Source organism: Curtobacterium sp. PhB128 (assembly GCF_004340725.1).
Lineage (GTDB): Bacteria > Actinomycetota > Actinomycetes > Actinomycetales > Microbacteriaceae > Curtobacterium.
The window spans coordinates 94686-113107 of record NZ_SLUR01000008.1 but is presented as its reverse complement, the minus strand read 5'-3'; the positions used below and the strand labels follow the sequence as shown (position 1 = coordinate 113107).

The window sequence follows — 18422 nt, the reverse complement described above, 5'->3', positions numbered from 1 at the left end:
GATCAGGAGACGATCCGCATCGCGGAGACGTCCCAGTAGCCCGAGAACACGTGGGTCTCGAAGCCCTTGCGGGCGACGTACCGGTGCGTGTCCGTGATGAGCGGGGTCATGTCGACGCGCTCGAGGATCGACTTCTGCGCGGTGGCGAAGTCCTCGCACTGCTGGTCGGCGTCCGACGTGGCCATCGCCGCCTGGTAGGCCGCGAGTCCCTCGGGGTTGTCGCTCGAGGACACGTTCGTGCCGCCCTCGGCGTAGGTCGGTCCGACGTAGCGCGCGATCGAGGTGTTGATCAGCCCGGTCTGCGCGTCCTCGGCCGCCACGGCGACGTCCCAGGTCTTGGGCTCGGTGCGCATCTGCTTGGTCCAGTCGGCAGGGTCCGGTGCCGAGACCTTCACGGTCGCACCGGCGTTCCGCAGCGACTCCGCCAGGAAGTCGGCGGCGGGGTCCCAGTTCGACATGATGAGCAGGCGGATCGTCTTGCCCGTGAGCTCCTTCGTCGCGGCCTTCGCGTCGTAGGACTGCACGAGCGACGAGTCGTCCACCGCGCAGCGGTAGCTCGCCGCGTTCACCGTGTTCTGCTCGACCCCGAGTCCGTCGAGACCGGCGTTGTTGAACCCCTTCGTGTCGATCGCCTGAGCGACCGCGGCACGGAGCGGCTGGTCGTCGGCGAACACCGAGCCGGAGCCCTCTGCCTCGTTGAACACGAGGTTGTAGGCCGAGCTGGCGAACTTCACGGTGGAGTAGTCGTCGCCGCTGAAGCGCTCGGCGTTCGAGTCGTAGAAGCGTGCGACGTCGACACCGCCGGACTGCAGCAGGTTGGCGCTCGTGTTCGAGTCGCCCTGCACGGTCAGGTTGATCGTCTTGGCCGGCTCACCGGTGACGGTCTTCCACGCCGGCCAGGCGTCGTAGTCGGACCGCAGCGCGTAGGAGACGCTCTTGCCGGCCGAGGACTTCGCGAGCGTGTACGGGCCGGACCAGGCGCCGTCGACGGTGCCGGCCGCGAGGCCCTTCGTGTCGGCGAGACCGGCCGGGCAGATGATCCCGGTACCGGGGCGGGTCAGGCCGCCGAGCAGCTGCGAGTACGGCTCGCTGAGCGAGATCGTCAGCGTGCCGGCGGCGTCGTCGGCGGTGAACTTCGGTTCACCCGAGCCGAAGGCCTGGTTCTTCCAGGTCTGCGCACCCGAGTCGTCGAGGCCGACCAGGTACTCGAAGGACTTCTCGACGACCGTCGGCGTGATCTCGGTGCCGTCGGAGCACGTGGCGCCGTCGCGGATCGTGAACTCGTACTTCGACGCCGACTCGGCGTCCCACTTCGTCGCGAGCCCGCCGATGTAGCCGCCGTCGTCGCCCTCGCCCTGCCGGAGCAGGGTGTCGAAGCCGAGTCGTGCGACCTCGACGTCCGAGCTGGCCGAGGCCTTCGCAGGGTCGAAGGTGGCCGGGGCGTACCAGAGCTCTGCGTTGATCGTGTCGGTGCTCGACGAGCTGTCGCCGCCGTCAGCGGAGCCGGACGCGGTGCACGCGCTCAGGGAGAGTCCGACGGCGGTCGCCAACGCGACGCCGACGAGGATGCGCTTCCTCACCATGGTGCTGTCCTCCAGTGGGATTCGGGGTGATGCCAGGGAGTCAGTCCCAGGGGCGGGTCCAACTTGGATCCAATTTAGAACAATCCGCATCCAACTATGTTTCGAGTGGATTACATCTGCCCGGGACGAGCCGCGGCGTCGAAGACCGTCACGCCGCCGACGTCGGTGCGCAGGACCCGCGCCGCGGCGAACTCGTCGACCGTGCACGCGGCCGGGTCCACATCGAGCAGCACCCAGTCCGCCAGGGCGCCGGCGCGCAGCACGCCGCGGCGATCCTCGGCGAAGGACGCGTGTGCCGCACCGCGCGTGTAGGCCTCGACCGCCTCGAGCACCGAGAGTGCCTGTGCCGGGCCGATCGGCTCGTCGAGGCCGCGCATCCGACGGGCTGCGGCGACGGGGACCACCTCGCGCGGGTCGAAGGGGAAGTACGGCGCGTCCGAGCCCATGGCGACCGTAGCACCGGCGTCGGCCCAGGTCCGCATCGGGTTGACCTCGTCGACACGGCTGCCGAGCCGGCGCTGCAGCCCGGCGGCGTTCTTCCAGGCGATCGAGGGCTGCAGCGACGCCACGACACCGAGGCGTGCGGCACGGTCGGCGCTCGCGACGCTCGGCTCGAGGTACGCGTGGATGAGCTGGCAGCGGAGTCCGGCGACCGATCGTCCCGTGTCCCGTTCCGCTGCCTCGAGCCCGTCGAGCACCTCGGCGACCGCACGACTGCCCACCGCGTGGACGCCGAGCCCCCACCCCGCGGCCACGCACGACGCTGCAAGGCGTGCGAAGTCAGCCACCGAGATCCGCTGCACGCCGTGGTCGTCGCCGGTCCAGGGCCGTTCGAGCAGCGCCTGCCCCTTCATGCCCTCGCCGTCGTAGTAGACCTTGACCGGGCCGAGCCGGAGGCGTTCGTCGCCGTCACCGGTCACGCCGTCGATCGAGTCGAGCACCGCCAGGGCCGCATCGACGTCGGGAACCGCTGCACTGCCGAGCTCGGGGTAGGGCATCGCGACCACGCGCAGGGTCAGGAGTCCCTGCCGGTGCGCCTCCCGGTATCCCTCGAGCTCGGGCAGCGTGACGGCCGGGTCGACGACACCGGTGAACCCCATCGCGTGCAGCAGCGGCTGGATGCGGCGGATCGCGGCGAGCCGGTCCCCGAGCGTCGGCGGTGCGTCCCCGATCCAGTCCGGGGCGTCCGGGTCCGCGTCGCCGTCGGCGAGCATCGCGGCCGAGAACGTCGCGGCGTCGGCGTCGCCGTCCACGAGCTGCAGCGCTTTGAGTCCGGCGCGCTGCGCGTGCGCGTGGGCGTCGGTGAACCCCGGCAGGACGGTGCCCTCGACGTGGTCCTCGGCCGTGCCCTCCGGAGCCGCCGCCCGCACGTCGTCGAGCGTCCCGACCGCCGCGATCCGGTCGCCGACGACGAGCAGGGCCTCGGCGGTCGGCACCCCGGGGTCCATCGTCCGGACGTGTCCGACGACGAGCCGCGCGGACCGGCCGGCCGCCTCACACACCGACGGCCTCCCGCTCGTCGAGCCAGGTGCGCACGTCCGCAGCGGTCACGAGGGCGTCCCGCTGCAGGTACCCGATCGCCTCCAGTGCCGCGTCGTGCGCGCGTTCGCTCGACCCGGCGACGCAGTCGGTCAGGACCCGGACGGCGTAGTCGTGCTGGTGGGCGTCGGCCGCCGTGTAGTGGATGCAGACGTCGGTGAGTCCGCCGACGAGCAGGACGGTGCCGGCCCTGTACGCCTTGAGCACGATCTCGAGCTCGGTGCCGAAGAACGCCGAGTAGCGCCGCTTGCGGATGACGAACTCCTCGGGCCGAGGGTCGATCCACGAGGCCAGCTCGGTCTGCTCCTCGCCCTCGATGCAGTGCGGGCCCTCGGCACCGTCGAGCTCACGGCCGATGTCGACGAGGTCCGGCTTGTGGACCTCCTGGATGAAGACGACGGGCACACCCGAGGAGCGGCAGTGCTCGATGAGGTCACGGACGCGCGGTGCGCGCTCGGCACGGCCGCCCATCACGGGGATGCCGGGCGTGGGCATCGTCGAGGCAGCTCCGCCCTGGATGTCGACGACGATCAGGACGGGGTTGCCGGAGACGGCGAGCATGCTGGTGGTTCCTTCCGGGACGGATCGTGCAGCGGGTGGGGACCGGTGCGCGCCGTCGCCGTCATCCTCTGGCGGGATCCGGCACCGCAGGGGTCCGGGGTGTTTCCGCGGTGTTAAACCTCAGGTGTCGCCGAACCGGGCGGTGTCGCCGAACCGGGCGGTGTCCCCGCGGGCGCCGTCACCGCTCCAGCCGCCGCCCGCGCGCTCCGCCGCCGCCGGAAGGGCAGCAGCTCGGCGACCCCGACCGGCCCGAACCCGTTCCCGACCGCGACCCACACCCGGGCGTCGGGCGCGTGGTCTCCGAGCAGCTCCGCGCAGACCCCGCACGGCTCGATCAGGTGCATCGTCCCGCCCGGCCTGCGGAGCACCCCCACGACCGACACCACCGGCGACCCGGCGACGACGGCTGCACTCAGCGCAGCAGACTCGGCGCAGACCGACGCGCGACCGGCCGATGCCTCGACGTGCAGCCCGGTGACCGCACTGCCGTCGGCGAGCCGGAGTGCCGCGGCGACCTCGTGCACCCCCGTGCGGTACCGCCGGTCGAGCACGTCCGTCGCGATCCGGAGCAGCTCCTGGTCCGCGGCGTCCATGCCGGACGGCGGGCCGGCGAGCACCGGACGGTCACTGCCGCCGGACGGAGCCCCGCCCGTCGTGTCGCTCACGACCAGCCCAGGATTCGCGCCATGTTGCCACCCTCGACCAGGGCCCGGTCGGCCTCGTCCGGGATCGCCTTCGCGATCTTCATGCGCTCGAGGTCGAAGTCGCTGCCCGGCCACTCCGACCCCAGCAGGATCTTCTCCGCACCGAGGCGCGCGTACGCCCGCTTGACGTCGGACATCAGGGTGGCCGAGGTCTCGAGGTACACGTGCGGGTTCCGCTCGGCGACGATGATCGCCTCGGGCACGTTCCACACCGCACCCATGTGGGCGATGATCGTCGGCACCGTCGGGAAGTTCTTCGCGATCTCCTCGATGGAGAACGGTGCACAGAACGCGTCGTCGAGTGCGTTGATCAGCACGGGCAGGCCGAGCTCGGCGCAGACCTCGAACAGCGGGTCGAGCAGGCCGTGGTCCGCGACGTGGTAGCCGTGCAGGCTGGGGTGCAGCTTCAGGCCGACCAGCCCGCCCTCGGCGAAGCGACGGATCTCGTCGGTCGCGTTCTCCCACTGCGGCATGACCTGGCCGAAGCCGAACAGCCGGTCCGGGTGCGCGGCGACCAGGTCCATCAGGAAGTCGTTCTCGATCCCCTGCGCGAGCGAGCAGACCATGGCGCGGTCGACCCCCGCGGCGTCCATGCGGTCGAGGATCCGGTTCGCGTCGAACGGCGTGTACGCCGGCGGCTCCTCGCCCGGGCGCACGCCGCTCAGGTAGTCACTGCGGCCGCGGCGGTCCTGCGTGGTGTTGTAGGCGTCGATGATCATCGTGGGCGTCTCCTCGTCGGCGGCTCGTGGGGCGGAACTCCCGCACATGTGATCCGATACTGCCAGAATTGGATCCAATTTGGTAGCACTGGGGTGCGAGACACCCAGCCTGGAGGCGCGACACACCCCCGCCGCGCCGGCTCAGTGCACGACGACCATCGCGCCCATGGCCAGCACGCTCACCAGTGACGCCGCCCGGCGCACGGACTCGACCCGCGGCACCCGGCCGCCGACGACGTTCCACAGCACCACACCGGCGTGCACCGCGACCGCCACCCCGACCGGCAGCAGCACCGCACCGTGGGAGTGCCCCGCGCCGGCACCAGCACCTGCATGGCCACCTGCGAGCAGCACGAACACCGCGCCGAGCAGCATCCCGAGCGCGTGCAGGTGGTCGCCACCGGGCCGACTCCGGCGACGCCACCGGTCCACCGCAGCCGTGCCCATCGCGCAGCCACCGAGCAGGAGTGCCCAGAACGGCGCCGGCACCACGTGGAGTGCCAGCACGTGGACGTCGAGCATCGCGACGAGCATCACCGCCTCGGCGACGAGGGCGACCGGCCCGACCCGTCGCCCGCCAGCGATGCCGAGCCCGAGCGCACCGACGGCTGCGACGAGCATGACGACGAGCAACACGGACATGATTGGATCCAATCACGAGCGAGTCGGATACGGCAACGGGATCCAACACCTGGCAGGATTGGATCCGCAGCGGGGGTTCGCTGTGACGACGTACCGAGGGAGACCACGACGTGACCACCAGCGACGGCAATGCACTCGTCGACGACCTCGCCGCCCGGATCCGCGCGAAGATCATGTCCGGCGAGATCCCCATCGGCGCACCGCTCCGTCAGGCCGACCTCGCGGCGCAGTTCGGCATCAGCCGCACCCCGGTCCGCGAAGCGCTCCGGCAGCTGCAGACCGGCGGCCTCATCGAGGTCGTGCCGAACCGTGGCGCGGTGGTCCGGGTGCCGGTGCCGTGGGAGGTCCGCGAGGCGTACGAGGTCCGCGCCGAGCTCGAGTCGCTCGCAGCCCGTCGCGCCGTCGACCGGCTCGACGACGCCACGATCGCGCAGCTCCGCTCGGTGAACCAGGCGATGTACGAGCGCTCCCTGGCGGCGGCCGAGGGCGAGCAGCCGAAGCAGCGCGAGGGCAGCGACAACGACCAGTTCCACGGGCTCATCTACCAGGCCTCCGGCAACACCCGGTTGACCCGGATGCTCGTCGAGATCAACGACGCCTTCCCCCGGAACGTCTCGGCCCTGGTGCTCCGCGAGAACTCCCGGCACCGCGAGGAGAACTTCCGCGAGCACGAGGAGCTCATCGAGGCGCTCGTCGCCTGGGACCGCGAGCGCGCCGCCGAGCTCATGCGCGACCACGTCCTGCGCGCCGGCGAGCACCTGGCGCACTGGTACGAGCGCCGCTCGTCCACCGTCTTCACCGGCTGACCCGGCGCGACCAGCGGAAGCGGCGCGAGAGACCGGACCGCGCGGCCCTGCACCGACGGGGCGGGGTCGACCCGCGCCTCCCGACCGGACCGCGCCGGCCGTCTACAGGACCGGCGCCCGCCGGATCCAGCCGGTGGCCTCCTCGATCGCGCGCGTCACCGCGAGCAGCTGGTCCTCGCGGCCGTACCGCCCGACGACCTGCACGCCGACCGGCAGCCCCTCGGGCGTGAACCCGGCTGCGGTCACCACGACCGGGTGCGCCGTCAACGTCAGCCGGTTCGCGAGCATCTGCCACGTGAAGTAGCGGTCGAAGCGGTGGCCGTCGACCTCGTCGACCCACTCGACCTCGGCCGGCGGTGCGACCACCGGCGTCGCCGGCAGCACGAGCACGTCGTGCCGGTCGAGCACCGCAGCCGTGTCCCGGTACATCCGGGTCCGACGCTCGTACGCATCGGCGAGCTGCGCCGCCGTGGTGGCGCGCCCCTGCTCGACGTTCCGGACGTAGTCGGGACGGAACCCGCTGGCACCGGCGTCGACGGCGTGCCGGCCACCCAGGAAGAACTCGAACGTCTCGATGGTCTCCCACGCCTCGTCCGCACCCGCGAAGTCGGGCTCGTCCGCCTCGACGACCGCGCCGAGCCCGGCGAGCTGCTCGCCGAACGCGCGGTGCACGGCACGCACGGCCGGGTCGATCGGCAGGCCGCCGGCGTCCTCGCTCCACGCGACGCGCAGGCCGTCGAGCTCCACCGGTCGGACCGGGTGCTGCGTCATGGCGGACATCGGCCAGACGGTCTTCTCGACGGCCAGGGCTTCCATGAAGCGTGCGGCGTCGGCGGAGTCGCGTGCCATCGGGCCGGTGACGCCGTGCGGCGTCCAGGCGTTGCCGGTCCGGCCGCTCGGCACCCGGCCCGGGCTCGGCCGGACGCCGACGACGTTGCAGAACGCGGCCGGGTAGCGCAGGCTCCCGCCGCTGTCGGAGCCGTCGGCGATCGGCAGGATCCGCCCGGCGAGGGCCGCTGCGGCGCCACCACTGGACCCACCCGCGTGCCGCGAGGTGTCCCACGGGTTCACGGTCGTGCCGAACACCGGGTTGAAGGTCAGCACGCCCTGGCCCATCTCCGGCGTGTTCGTCTTGCCGATGATGATCGCGCCGGCATCGCGGAGCAGCGTCGCGAGGACGCTGTCGTGCTCGGCGGGGCGCGCGTCGGCGAACGCCGCCGACCCGTTCGTGGTCGGCAGGCCGGCGACGTCCATCAGGTCCTTCACCGCGGTGGGCAGGCCGTGCAGGAGCGGGAGCGGTTCGCCCGCGGCGCGTGCCGCGGCGGTGCGGCGGTCCGCCGCTTCTGCCGCGGCCAACGAGACCGAGTCGGGCTGCTGGGAGACGACGGCCTGGAGGCGCGGGTTGCGTTCCTCGATCCGGTCCAGGTGGGCGCGCATCACCTCCACCGCCGACACCTCGCGGTTCGCGACGGCGTCGGCCAGGCGGACGGCGGACCAGTCGGCGAGGTGCTCCGGGGTGTGCTCGGGCGCGGGCATCAGCGGCCGCCCTCGTGGTCGTGCTGCTGCTCGGCGTGGACGTGCCCGTCGTGCGCGGCGTCGGTGTGGTGGTCGTGCGCCGCGTGGTCGTGCGCCGCGTGGTCGTGGTCGTGGCCGGAACCCGGCGCGCAGTGGTCGGTCGCCGACGGCGGGACGTCGAGCGAGGGGTTCCGGTCGAAGAAGCCGTCCGGTTCGAGCCGGAAGCCGATCGTGTCGACGGGCATGATCGGCCACTGTTCGGGACGCGGGAAGTGGTGCACGCCGAGGACGGGCCACAGCACGAGGCGCTCGTTCTCGAGGGACCGGTCCGCCTGCTGCCAGACGTGCACCCCGTCGTCGCCGAGCTCGCCCTGGTTCGGGTACTCGCCGGCGATGAAGCGCTCCTCGGGGTCGAAGGCGCTCGCCCAGAGGTGCTTCGCGACGAACGGCGCCTTCCGCTCGACGATGCTGCCGGGGCGGACGTGCAGCTGCGCGGTGTTCTGGACCGCCAGTCGGTAGGCCGTGCTCTCGCCGTAGCGGTTCTGCGCGGACTCGCTCTCGATGCGCCAGTGCAGCGCGCGGGCCGGGTCGGTCATCCGGGCGCCGTCGGCCTCGGAACCGATCGGCGTCTCGACCGCGATGCAGGCGTTGCCGTAGGGGTTCAGGGCCTCGTCGGGCTCGGGCTCGGCGTGCACCTCGACCAGCCGGTTCAACGGCCCGTCGACGGCGGTGTCGAGCCGGACGGCGAAGTAGTGCTGGTGCGTCGGGGCCTGCACGTTCGGTGCGACCATCCGGCCGTACCGCGGGGTCTCGCCGTCGGCGATGCCGGACACCGACATCAGGCCGGTGAGCTTCACCTCGAGCTCGACGGAGCCGTCCTGGTACAGCGACCAGTAGAAGCCGTAGTCGTAGTTCGCCACGGTCGCGAAGCTCGAGATCACGAGTCGGCGGCTGCGACGGACCTCGGCGCTGCCGGTGCGGGTGTTGACGTGCTTCCAGAGGATCGAGTCGTCCTCCTCGTGCAGGCAGATGCCGTTGACGATGGTCTGCGGTTCGCCGTGGCCGTCCAGGAAGTCGACGTCGAAGTAGCGGATCTCCCCCAGGCAGTCGCAACCGAGCTCGAGGCTCGCGGTGAGCGGGCCGGCGCCGTACTCGCCCCAGTCGAAGAAGTTCTTCCGGTACGCGGTCGGGTCGCTGTCCAGGTACGGCACGTACATCTCGTTGACGGCCGCACGGTGCAGCACCGAGCGCTCGACGTCGCCGTCACGGTAGGACAGGTCGTGCAGCACGAGCCCCTCGCGGTGTGAGAAGCCGACACGGAACGTCCAGTTCTGCCAGCGGACCTCGTGCCCGTCGATCGTGAAGCCGGGACCGTTCGGCTGGACGATGTCGAGCGCGGAGACCTCGCGGTCGGGACCCCAGGTGCCGGAGGTGTAGACGCCGGTCTCGCTCGCCATCGGAATGACGCCGTGGTCCTCGATCCGGATGACCTCGAGGGTGTCGAGGTCGAGGATCGGGACGAGCCCGGCGACGGGTCGTGCGTAACCGTTGTCCTCGGGGAACTCGCGGTACCAGACCGTGCCCCAGCTCAGGCGGCGGTCGGCGAGGTCCTCGGGCACGAAGCCCGTGATCGACTCCGGGTCGACCCAGACGAGCGACGTGTCGGTGATCCCGCGCTTCGCGAGCGCCTCGATGATGAGCGGCGACTTCCGTGCGGCCTGCGCGATGAGCCGTGCTTCGTCACTCGAGACGCCGGGGCGACGGTGGTCCACGTCGGTCCACAGCTCGACGATCGCGGGCGAGTCCGGGCCGGCGGTCCACCCGCGCACCTCCCACGCGGCGTGGGCGTCCGGGTCCATCACGACGATCCGCACCGGACGGGCGCCACCGGCGGTCGTGCCCCTGGCCTTCTCCTCGTCGAGCGCGATCCCCCAGAAGCGCGGCCGGGCCCCGATGCGCCCGGAGGCACGGACGGCGGTGACGAAGGAGGCGATCTCGACGGAGGTCAGCGGATCGAGGACGTGGGTGCTGCTCATGGGCTTCCTTCTCGGGTGGATCGTGCGGTCAGTGGGCGTCGAGGACGACGGCGCGGCCGTCCGCGCGGGGGTCGCTCGCGGCGTCGAGGTGTCCGTCCGCGTGCAGCCGGACGATCTGCACGTGCCCGGCCTCGTCGACGGGGCCGTCGGTGCGGGCGACCGGCAGGCCGAGGGCTTCGGCCGCGGCGATCGCGTCCTCGGAACCGGGTTCGGCGACGAGCGTCATCACCTCGTGCCCGAGGTCGCGCGCACCGATCACGAACCGCGGTCGGCCGAGGACCTCGTCGGGATCACTGCCCGCGGCGACCAGGTCACGGGCGAGCTGGGCGAGGATCCACGGCTGGGCGCTGCCGCCCTGGCAGCCGAGGCCGAGCACCAGGTCGTCCGTCTCGGCGATCACCGGCAACAGGGTGTGCGGCGGTCGCAGGCCCGCTCCGACGTGGGCGGGGTGCGCGGGGTCGGTGCTGAAGGCGGAGCCGCGGTTGTGCAGGACCACGCCCGTCCCCGGGTCGAGGATGCCGGAGCCGAAGAGCTGGTAGACGCTCTGGATGAGCGTGACGACGGTGCCGTCGCTGTCCGCAGCGGTCACCGCGACCGTGTCGCCGAGGGCACGGCCGGCGCGGGGCAGTGCGCCGACCCGACCGGAGTCGCGTGGGTCGAGCATCGCTGCGACGTCGATGGAGCCGCCGCGGGGGTCGCCGAGTTCGGCCTGGCGGACGAGCGCGGCACGGTGCACGGCGTCGACGAGGTCGGCGGCCGCGGAGGTCGCGGTGCCGTGCTCACTGCCGCCGGCGAGTGCTTCCGGCAGGATCCCGAGCAGCACGACGCCCTGCGTGGGTGGCGGCGCGACCCACCATCGGGCACCGCCGATCGTCGTGCCGCGGGGCTCGACGAGCTCGGCGTCGTGCGCGGCGAAGTCGGCCTCGGTGTGGGTGCCACCGAGCTCCCGCAGCCGAGCGGTGATCGAGGCGGCGATCCGTCCCCGGTACATCGCGCCCGGGTCGGCAGCGAGTTCGGTCAGGGTCGCGGCGAGTGCCGGCTGCACGAGCGCGTCGCCTTCGGCCAGGAGCGCCCCGGCGTCGTCGGTGAAGACCTCGCGCATCCCGGGATCGACGTGGAGCTCGTCGGTCCGGACCGCGATCGCACGGCCGAGTCCGGCGGAGACGGGGACCCCGTCGGCCGCGAGTCGTGCTGCGCGGGTCAACGGGTCGCCGAGCCCGAGCCGGCCGCCGAGTGCGTCGATCGCCTGCCACCCGGCGACGACGCCGGGGACCGTGACGGTCTGGGCACCCTGCCGGGGCATCCGGTCCTGCTGCGCGAGCGCCGCGACGTCGATGCCGGCCGGTGCGGCGCCGGCGGAGACCACGGCGACGACGGGCTGTCCTGGCCGACGGACGAGGGCGACGAGGTCCCCGCCGATGCTGCACTGGTGCGGGTAGACGACGGTCAGTGCGGTGGCCGCAGCGAGCGCGGCGTCGATGGCGTCCCCGCCGGCCGCGACCGCCTCGGCGGCGGCGTCGAGGGCGGCCGGGTGCGGTGCGGCGACGGCGACGCGTCGGGTGGAGGGTGCTGCTGGGGCGGTCATGCGGTGGTCACCATCCGTGCGGGGCTGAGGAACGCGAGGTCGGGGCGGTCGATGCCCTGCACCAGGTCGGCGACGGCCGCACCGATCGCCGGCCCGAACTTGAAGCCGTGGCCGGAGCAGGCTGCGGCGAGGAGCACCTCGGGCTGCTCGGGCAGGGCGCCGACGACGAACCGCTTGTCCGGGGTCATCGTGTACAGGCACGCGACTGCCTGGGCACCGTCGGTGACGATGCCGGGGACGAACCCTTCGAGGAGCTCGGCCAGGTGCGCGACCTCGGCCTCGGTCGGCGGTGCGACGGGCACGTCCGGGTCCCACACGGGTCCGGCGTCGATGCCGATCTTCGCGCCGGATCCGGCGGTCTCCGGGAGCCCGAAGACGAGCCCCTCCGGCAGGTCGACCGAGAAGCACCCGAGCGCGGGTGGCTGCGCCACGGTCTGCCCCGTCGGCGCGGTGAGCGTGACGATGCGCCAGACCTCGAAGAACGCGGCGGCCTCGGGTACCAGGTGCGACGCCCAGGCGCCGCCGGCGAGCACGAGCCGTCGCGCGCGGACACTGCCGGCGTCGGTCCGGACGGTGACGACGCCGTCGTCGACCTGCCAGTCGAGCACGGTCTCGCCGTACCGCAGGTCGGCGCCGGCCGCCGCGGCGGCGGACTGCGCGAACGCGAGTGCCCGTGCGGCCTCGAGCACACCGGCGTCGGGGTCGTGGACCGCGCCGTACGTCTCGGGCGGACGCAGCGAGGGCGCGAGCGTCGGCCAGGCTGCGCGGTCGACCGGGAGGCTCGCCCCACCCTGCATCGTCGGCTCGCCCCGGTGCGCGTACAGTCCACCGGTCCGGTGCAGGAAGGGCGCGCCGGCTGCGGTCCCCCAGCGGTCCCACCCGCGGTACGCACGGTCGACGAGGTCGTTCCACACCGGGTGTGGGTAGGCGCGGCGGATCATCCGGGTGGCGCCGTGCGACGAGCCGCGCTCGTGCCCCGGTGCGAAGCGCTCCACCGCGACGACGTCGAGGCCGCGACGCGCGAGCTCGTACGTGGCGGCGGATCCGTGGATGCCGAGTCCGAGGACGACGACGTCGTGCACGGCCGTCACGCGCGGACCTCGGCGACGACGTCCGCGACGCCCTCGAGCAGGACCCGGACGTCCTCGTCGTCGTTGTACACGTGCGGCGAGACGCGGACGACGCTCGGCAGGCCACGGGCGCCCAGGTCCCACTGCGCGTGGCTCGCGGGGACGGAGATGGAGTCGATGCGGCGCTGCCGGAGCCGGGCCGAGACCTCCTTGCCGGCGACGCCGTCGACCGTGAAGGTGACGATCGCGGACGCTGACGCGGACGGGTCCGCCACGGTGACGCCGTCCACGGCGTCGAGCGCGGTGCGCAGGTGGGCGCCGAGGCCGACCAGGTGTGCCTCGGTCGCCGCCGGCCCGCGGTCGAGGGCCTCGCGCAGCGCCACTCCGAGGCCGAGCCGTGCGGCGACGGAGCACTCCCACGTCTCGAGCTGTCGCGCGGTGCCGTCCATCGTCCACTCATCCTCGCCGGTCCAGACGGCTCCGCGGACATCCGGCGCCCACGCACCGACGCCCTCGAGCATCCCGCGGCGCAGGTAGGCGATCCCGGTGCCGCGCGGCCCACGCAGGAACTTCCGGCCGGTGGTGACGAGGGCGTCGCAGTCGACGGCGCGCACGTCGATGTCGATCTGGCCGACGGACTGCGTGGCGTCGACGACGGTCAGGGCGCCGTGGCGACGGGCGACGGCGCTGATCTCCGCGATCGGTTCGACGAGGCCGGACGAGGTCGGCACGTGCACCGCGCTCACGACGACACGGCCGCTCGCTCCGGCGACGGCGCGGTCCAGGGCCTCGAGGTCCATGGCACCGGTGGCGTCGCTCGGCACGACCTCGAGCCGCACGTCGTCGTGCCGCTGCATGGCCAACAACCGGAGCGCCTGGCTGACGTAGCTGGAGCGGGGTGCGACGACGGTGTCCCCGGCACCGAGCCGCAGCGCGTCGAAGACACCGCGCAGGCCGCTCGTGGCGCTGTCGAACAGGGCGATCTCGTCCGGCGCCGACCCGAGCAGGGTGGCGGCCGCGGTGTAGACGCCGGCGACCTCGTCGGCGACCTGGTTGGCGGCTTCGTACCCACCCACCCGCTGTTCCCGGCGCAGGTGGGTGACCACTGCCTCCAGGACGCCGTCGCTGACCAGGCCCGCGCCGGCCGCGTTGAAGTAGTGGCGCCCTGCGGTGCCGGCGGTGCGGGACCGCTCGGCGGCCACGTCGATCGCCGTCACTGCCTGGGCGGCCATCGTGCCGTCCTCGAGACCGATCGTCATGTCGCGGGTCCTCCCTCGTGCGCGTCACCCCCGGACGCCTAATGGATCCCATTATAAACAGGTTGTATCCATTACCGCCACCGCCGGATACTGTTGTCCCATGGAGCACTCCGCTGAAGCCCGCGCGCAGGAACTCGGACTCGTCATCCCGGACTACGCGAACCCGCCCTACGGTGGCCGGTACGGCAGCTCGCTCCGCGCGTTCCACCGCACCGGCGACCTGCTGGAGCTGAGCGGCATGACCCCGGAGTCACGGGACGGCACGATGCTGCACCCGGGGTCGGTCGGGGTCGACATCACCCTCGAGCAGGCTCGTGAAGCGGCCCGCTACACCGCGGTCAACGCCCTCGGCATGATCCGCTACGCCCTCGGCTCGCTCGACGAGGTCACTGCGCTGTCCCGCGGGCTGTGCTTCGTCCTCTGCCCGCCCGGGTTCGAGCAGCTCAACCAGGTGTCGAACGCGGCCAGCGACCTGCTGTTCGACGTCTTCGGACCGGACGTCGGCCGGATGGGCCGCGCGTCGATCGGTGCGACCGCCCTGTCACGGAGCGCCTGCTTCGAGCTCTGGCTCAGCCTGGAGTGCCGCCCCCGCCGAGCCGGGGAGTGAGACCGCTCGCCGAGACCGGCACGCGGGGGACCGCGTTCTGGCTCCTCGTCGTGGCGTCGACCGCCGGCTACGTCGTCAACGGTGCGAGCACCCCGGTGGTGCCACGGGTGGCGACGGACCAGCTCGGCGCCGACCCCGCCGTCGGTGGGCTGCTCGTGTCGCTCGCGGGGTTCGTGGCGATCGGCGCGATGCCACTCGCCGGCATCCTGAGCGACCGGCTCGGTCCACGACGTGTCCTCCTCGGTGCCGGGTTGCTGGCGGCAGCCGGACTCGGCATCGTGCTCGTCGCGCTGAGCGTCCCGAGCCTCGCGGTCAGCCGGCTCGTCTTCGGCGCCGGCAACGCGGCCACCGCCACCGCCCTCACTGCCTGGGTCGTCGCCGAGGTGCCGGTGACCCAGCGGAGCCGCGCACTCGGCCTGTTCGGGCTCGCCGTCTGGATCGGTCTCGCCCTGGGGCCCGTGGTCGGCGAGAACCTGTACCAGTCGGCCGGACACCGCACCGTGTGGGTCGTCGCGATCGGCATCCAGCTCGCCGGGCTCGGAGTGGCACTGCTCACGCGGGGCGGATCGGCCCCGGTGCACCGCAGCCCGGCGCGACCGGCCGGTGCGGGTCTCGCGGCGGTGCTGCGGGCCGTCGTACGACCGGGCGCGGCGGGACTCGTGGCCTGGGCGGCCGAGGGCTTCATGATCGCGTTCCTCATCCAGCACCTGGTCGGGCAGGGCGTCGGCGCGCAGGGACTGACCGGGGCCGCGAACGTCTTCACGGTCTTCGCAGCGAGCGTCGTCGGGGTGCGACTGCTCCTCGGCGGACTGCCGGACCGGATCGGGCCCGTCCGCACCGCACGAGGAGCCCTGGTCGTCCTCGCCGCAGGGCTGGTCGTCCTCGCGGTCGCACACGACTTCCCGACCGCGGCCGCCGGTGCCGTCCTGGTCGGTGCCGGGTACTCGCCGCTGTTCCCGACGCTCACGATCCTGAGCACCCGGACGCTCGACGACCGCACCCGGGCCACCGGCGTCGGCGTCTTCTCGGCCGTCACCAGCGCGGGCTACGCCGTCGGCTCACTCGTGGGCGGGGTCCTGGTGTCGGCGGTCGGTTCCGGGTGGGCGCTCGTCGTCCTCGCCGCCTTGCAGCTCGCCGCGGTGCCCGCACTCGGCAGGCACGACGGCGGCGGCACCGGTCGCGACCTCAGAGCGCGATGACGACGCTCTTCGACTCGCAGAACGCGCGCAGGGCCTCTTCGCCGAGGTCGCGACCGAGGCCGGACTCGCCGACCCCGCCGAAGGACAGTGCCGGGTCGAACAGGTTGTAGGTGTTCACCCACACGGTGCCGGCGTGCAGCCGCTGGCCCATCCGGTGGGCGCGGGACAGGTCGCGGGTCCAGACCCCGGCGGCGAGGCCGTACGTCTGGTCGTTCGCGATGGCGATCGCCTCGTCCTCGTCGTCGAACGGGATGACACCGACGACGGGCCCGAAGATCTCCTCGCGCGCGATGGTCATCGTGTTCGAGACGCCGGTGAAGAGCGTCGGCTCGACGTAGTAGCCCGGGCGCTCGGGCACGCCGCCGCCGACCGCGACCGTCGCCCCCTCGGCCTTGCCCTGCTCGATGTACCCGAGCACCTGCTGCCGCTGCTCCTCGGACACGAGCGGTCCGACGGTGATCCCGCCGTCGAGCCCGTCGCCGACGGGGACCTTCCGGACGGCGGCGACCAGGCGCTCGGTGACCTCGTCGAGGACCGACCGCTGCACGAGCAGGCGGCTGCCCGCGGTGCACATCTGGCCGGAGTGCCCGAACGACGCACGCATGGCGGTGAGGACGACGGCGTCGAGGTCGGCGTCCTCGAACACGATGTTCGGGCTCTTGCCGCCGAGCTCGAGGGTCAGGCGCTTGAAGTCCGCACTCGCGGCGGTCATCACCTTGCGGCCGACCTCGGTGCTGCCGGTGAACGAGACCTTGTCGACACCGGAGTGCGCGGTGAGCGCGGCACCGACCCGGCCGTCGCCGGTCAGGACGTTGACGACGCCGGCGGGTACACCGGCTTCCTCGCAGATCGCGGCGACCCGGAGCATCGTGAGCGGGGTCTGCTCGGCCGGCTTGACGACCACCGTGCAGCCCGCGGCGAGCGCCGGTGCGAGCTTGAACGCGCCGGTCATGATCGGGAAGTTCCAGGGCAGGATGAGCGCCGCGACGCCGACCGGTTCGAGGGTCGTGTACACGTGGTGCGCTCCGCCGTCGACGGGGACGACCGTGCCGGTCAGGCGCGAGGGAGCGCCGGCGTAGTAGCGGAACACCCGGGCCGAGGTCGCGGTGTCGGCGCGGGAGCGCTCGATCGGCTTGCCGTTGTCGCGGGTCTCGAGCACGGCGAGTTCCTCGAGCCGCTCCTCGATCAGGTCCGCGACGCGGTTCAGGATGCGGCTGCGGTCGTGCGGGCTCATCCCGCTCCACCGGCGGTCCTCGTGTGCCCGGCGCGCGGCGGCCACGGCGGCGTCGACGTCGGCGGGACCGGCCTGCGGCACCCGGGTGAGCAGCACCTCGGTGGCGGGGTCGAGCACGTCGAGGAGTTCGGCGCCGTCGGGTGCGGTCCAGGTGCCGTCGACGAGGAACGGCTCGAGCGGGGCCAGGGGTGCGAGCGTGTCTCTCATGACGGTTCCTCCGTGGGACGTGGGTGCGGTGGGTCGGGGTGCTCGGTCAGGAACGGTCGAGCAGTCGAGCGGGCTCATCGACCGTGATCCGGGTGAGGACCTCGTCGGGTACGCCGAGTGCGCGGAGACCGGGGACGACCCGGGCGGTCAGGTGGTCGAGGCCGTGTCCGCCGTACCGACGGAGCTGGCCCTTCGTCCAGGTGGCGTGACCGAAGACCCAGCGGGTGTCGGGGGCGCTCTCGCGCAGGGCCAGGAAGGCGTCGAGCCGTTGCGGATCGCTGGCGTTGCGGATGCGACCGACGTGCGAGCCCTCGTTGCCGAAGCAGAGTTCGAGCACGGCTCCTGCCTGGCCGAGGTCGCGCAGGTAGGGCAGGTCGAGGAACTCGTCGACGGTCGAGAACACGACCCGGCTCGGGTCGACCCCCTCGGCCACGACGTGCGCGAGCACCTCGAGGCCGTTCCGGGCGTCGGCGGCCAGCCGGACGACGACGGCCGCGCCGGTGGTCGCCGCCGCTCGTGCAGCCGCCGTGAGACTGCGGCGTTCCTCGAGTCCGTCGGCGGTCGCGAACGCAGTCGTCGTCCCCATCAGGCCGAGCAGCCCGGCGCGGTACGTGGCGCCGGGTACCGAGTCCGTCAGTGCCCGTTCGAAGAGCCCCTGTCGCCCGTCGGTGTCCAGGTCGAGGTACCACTCGGGCAGCAGTCGTGGCAGGTAGGCCCCGTAGCCGGCGACGATCCCGACGCCGCTCGCCCGTGACAGCTCGGGCAGCCGGGCGTGGTCGGGGCCGAAGCCGAGGGAGCTCAGGTCGACGGCGAGCCCGAGGCCGCTGCTCCGCGCGGTGCGGAGTTCGTCGGCGAGCAGGTCGACGTCGTCGAGGCGCAGGTTGTCCGCGAGTGCGAGCTGGCTCCACCGGAGGGCGGCAGCCAGGTCCGCGGTGACCGCGAGGCTCGGTTCCAGCGCTTCGACACCGGGTCGCTGCAGGGCACTCGCGTCGGTCAGCAGGTGCTCGTGCATCGACACCGCACCGATCCCGGACGACTCGACGGGGCCGAGGACGGTCTGGATCACGACGTGCCTTTCGCGGTGGCGGACTTGACGGATCCAATCTACATCGGTTTGGATCCCTCTTGTCCACACGTGTCGGCGAGCTCTTCGCTC

General features: G+C 72.7%; 16 protein-coding genes. 3 read left to right on the top strand and 13 right to left on the bottom strand.

Features of this window, described 5'->3' with window-relative positions:
• Nucleotides 1-2: 2 nt before the first annotated feature.
• The 6 genes from EDF23_RS14445 to EDF23_RS14420 form a co-directional block, all read right to left on the bottom strand.
• Entirely contained in the window at nucleotides 3-1583 is a 1581-nt protein-coding gene (locus tag EDF23_RS14445) for an ABC transporter substrate-binding protein (RefSeq protein ID WP_165901137.1), read from the bottom strand.
• A 110-nt stretch (nucleotides 1584-1693) separates the two neighbouring features.
• On the bottom strand, nucleotides 1694-3085 hold the full coding sequence (locus EDF23_RS14440) for an amidohydrolase family protein (protein WP_131922034.1): 1392 nt from the start codon (nucleotides 3083-3085) through the stop codon (nucleotides 1694-1696).
• The gene (locus EDF23_RS14435; protein WP_131922033.1) at nucleotides 3078-3683 is read right to left on the bottom strand and encodes an isochorismatase family cysteine hydrolase; all 606 of its coding nucleotides are present in this window, start codon (nucleotides 3681-3683) and stop codon (nucleotides 3078-3080) included. Before EDF23_RS14435 ends, EDF23_RS14440 begins: the two co-directional genes overlap by 8 nt.
• A gap of 113 nt (nucleotides 3684-3796) precedes the next feature.
• On the bottom strand, nucleotides 3797-4348 hold the full coding sequence (locus tag EDF23_RS14430) for a cytidine deaminase (RefSeq protein ID WP_131922032.1): 552 nt from the start codon (nucleotides 4346-4348) through the stop codon (nucleotides 3797-3799).
• Entirely contained in the window at nucleotides 4345-5106 is a 762-nt protein-coding gene (locus tag EDF23_RS14425; protein WP_111086473.1) for an amidohydrolase family protein, read from the bottom strand. The genes EDF23_RS14430 and EDF23_RS14425 overlap by 4 nt, the downstream gene beginning before the upstream one ends.
• A gap of 141 nt (nucleotides 5107-5247) precedes the next feature.
• A complete protein-coding gene (locus EDF23_RS14420; RefSeq protein ID WP_131922031.1) occupies nucleotides 5248-5748 on the bottom strand; it encodes a hypothetical protein in 501 nt (166 codons plus the stop codon).
• Between the two features lie 110 nt (nucleotides 5749-5858).
• Between EDF23_RS14420 and EDF23_RS14415 the strand changes: the two genes are divergently transcribed.
• Complete coding sequence (locus EDF23_RS14415) at nucleotides 5859-6554, top strand: GntR family transcriptional regulator (RefSeq protein WP_207895505.1); 696 nt, start codon at nucleotides 5859-5861, stop codon at nucleotides 6552-6554.
• A gap of 102 nt (nucleotides 6555-6656) precedes the next feature.
• Here the strand turns inward: EDF23_RS14415 and EDF23_RS14410 are convergent, their stop codons facing one another.
• Genes EDF23_RS14410 through EDF23_RS14390 form a run of 5 tightly spaced genes read right to left on the bottom strand, consistent with a single transcriptional unit; the run spans nucleotide 6657 to nucleotide 14019 of the window.
• Nucleotides 6657-8090 (bottom strand): amidase family protein, encoded by a 1434-nt coding sequence (locus EDF23_RS14410; protein WP_131922030.1) that lies wholly within the window; start codon nucleotides 8088-8090, stop codon nucleotides 6657-6659.
• The gene (locus EDF23_RS14405) at nucleotides 8090-10105 is read right to left on the bottom strand and encodes a primary-amine oxidase (RefSeq protein WP_131922029.1); all 2016 of its coding nucleotides are present in this window, start codon (nucleotides 10103-10105) and stop codon (nucleotides 8090-8092) included. Before EDF23_RS14405 ends, EDF23_RS14410 begins: the two co-directional genes overlap by 1 nt.
• Before the next feature lie 28 nt (nucleotides 10106-10133).
• Complete coding sequence (locus EDF23_RS14400) at nucleotides 10134-11690, bottom strand: gamma-glutamyltransferase (RefSeq protein ID WP_131922028.1); 1557 nt, start codon at nucleotides 11688-11690, stop codon at nucleotides 10134-10136.
• The gene (locus tag EDF23_RS14395; RefSeq protein WP_131922027.1) at nucleotides 11687-12781 is read right to left on the bottom strand and encodes an FAD-dependent oxidoreductase; all 1095 of its coding nucleotides are present in this window, start codon (nucleotides 12779-12781) and stop codon (nucleotides 11687-11689) included. The genes EDF23_RS14400 and EDF23_RS14395 overlap by 4 nt, the downstream gene beginning before the upstream one ends.
• Nucleotides 12778-14019 carry an aminotransferase class V-fold PLP-dependent enzyme gene (locus EDF23_RS14390; protein WP_131844896.1) on the bottom strand — a complete coding sequence of 414 codons (1242 nt, stop codon included), beginning with the start codon at nucleotides 14017-14019 and terminating at the stop codon, nucleotides 12778-12780. The genes EDF23_RS14395 and EDF23_RS14390 overlap by 4 nt, the downstream gene beginning before the upstream one ends.
• A 100-nt stretch (nucleotides 14020-14119) precedes the next feature.
• Between EDF23_RS14390 and EDF23_RS14385 the strand changes: the two genes are divergently transcribed.
• Nucleotides 14120-14626: a RidA family protein gene (locus EDF23_RS14385; RefSeq protein ID WP_131844897.1), complete on the top strand. Its 507-nt coding sequence runs from the start codon at nucleotides 14120-14122 to the stop codon at nucleotides 14624-14626.
• Nucleotides 14623-15825, top strand: coding sequence for an MFS transporter (locus EDF23_RS14380; RefSeq protein WP_159572869.1), 1203 nt, complete (start codon nucleotides 14623-14625; stop codon nucleotides 15823-15825). Before EDF23_RS14385 ends, EDF23_RS14380 begins: the two co-directional genes overlap by 4 nt.
• Here the strand turns inward: EDF23_RS14380 and EDF23_RS14375 are convergent.
• Both EDF23_RS14375 and EDF23_RS14370 read right to left on the bottom strand, forming a co-directional pair.
• Nucleotides 15812-17266: an aldehyde dehydrogenase family protein gene (locus tag EDF23_RS14375; RefSeq protein WP_131922024.1), complete on the bottom strand. Its 1455-nt coding sequence runs from the start codon at nucleotides 17264-17266 to the stop codon at nucleotides 15812-15814. The two genes, EDF23_RS14380 and EDF23_RS14375, sit on opposite strands and share 14 nt — an antisense overlap.
• 46 nt (nucleotides 17267-17312) lie before the next feature.
• A complete protein-coding gene (locus tag EDF23_RS14370; protein ID WP_131922023.1) occupies nucleotides 17313-18332 on the bottom strand; it encodes a phosphotriesterase in 1020 nt (339 codons plus the stop codon).
• Nucleotides 18333-18422 lie beyond the last annotated feature (90 nt).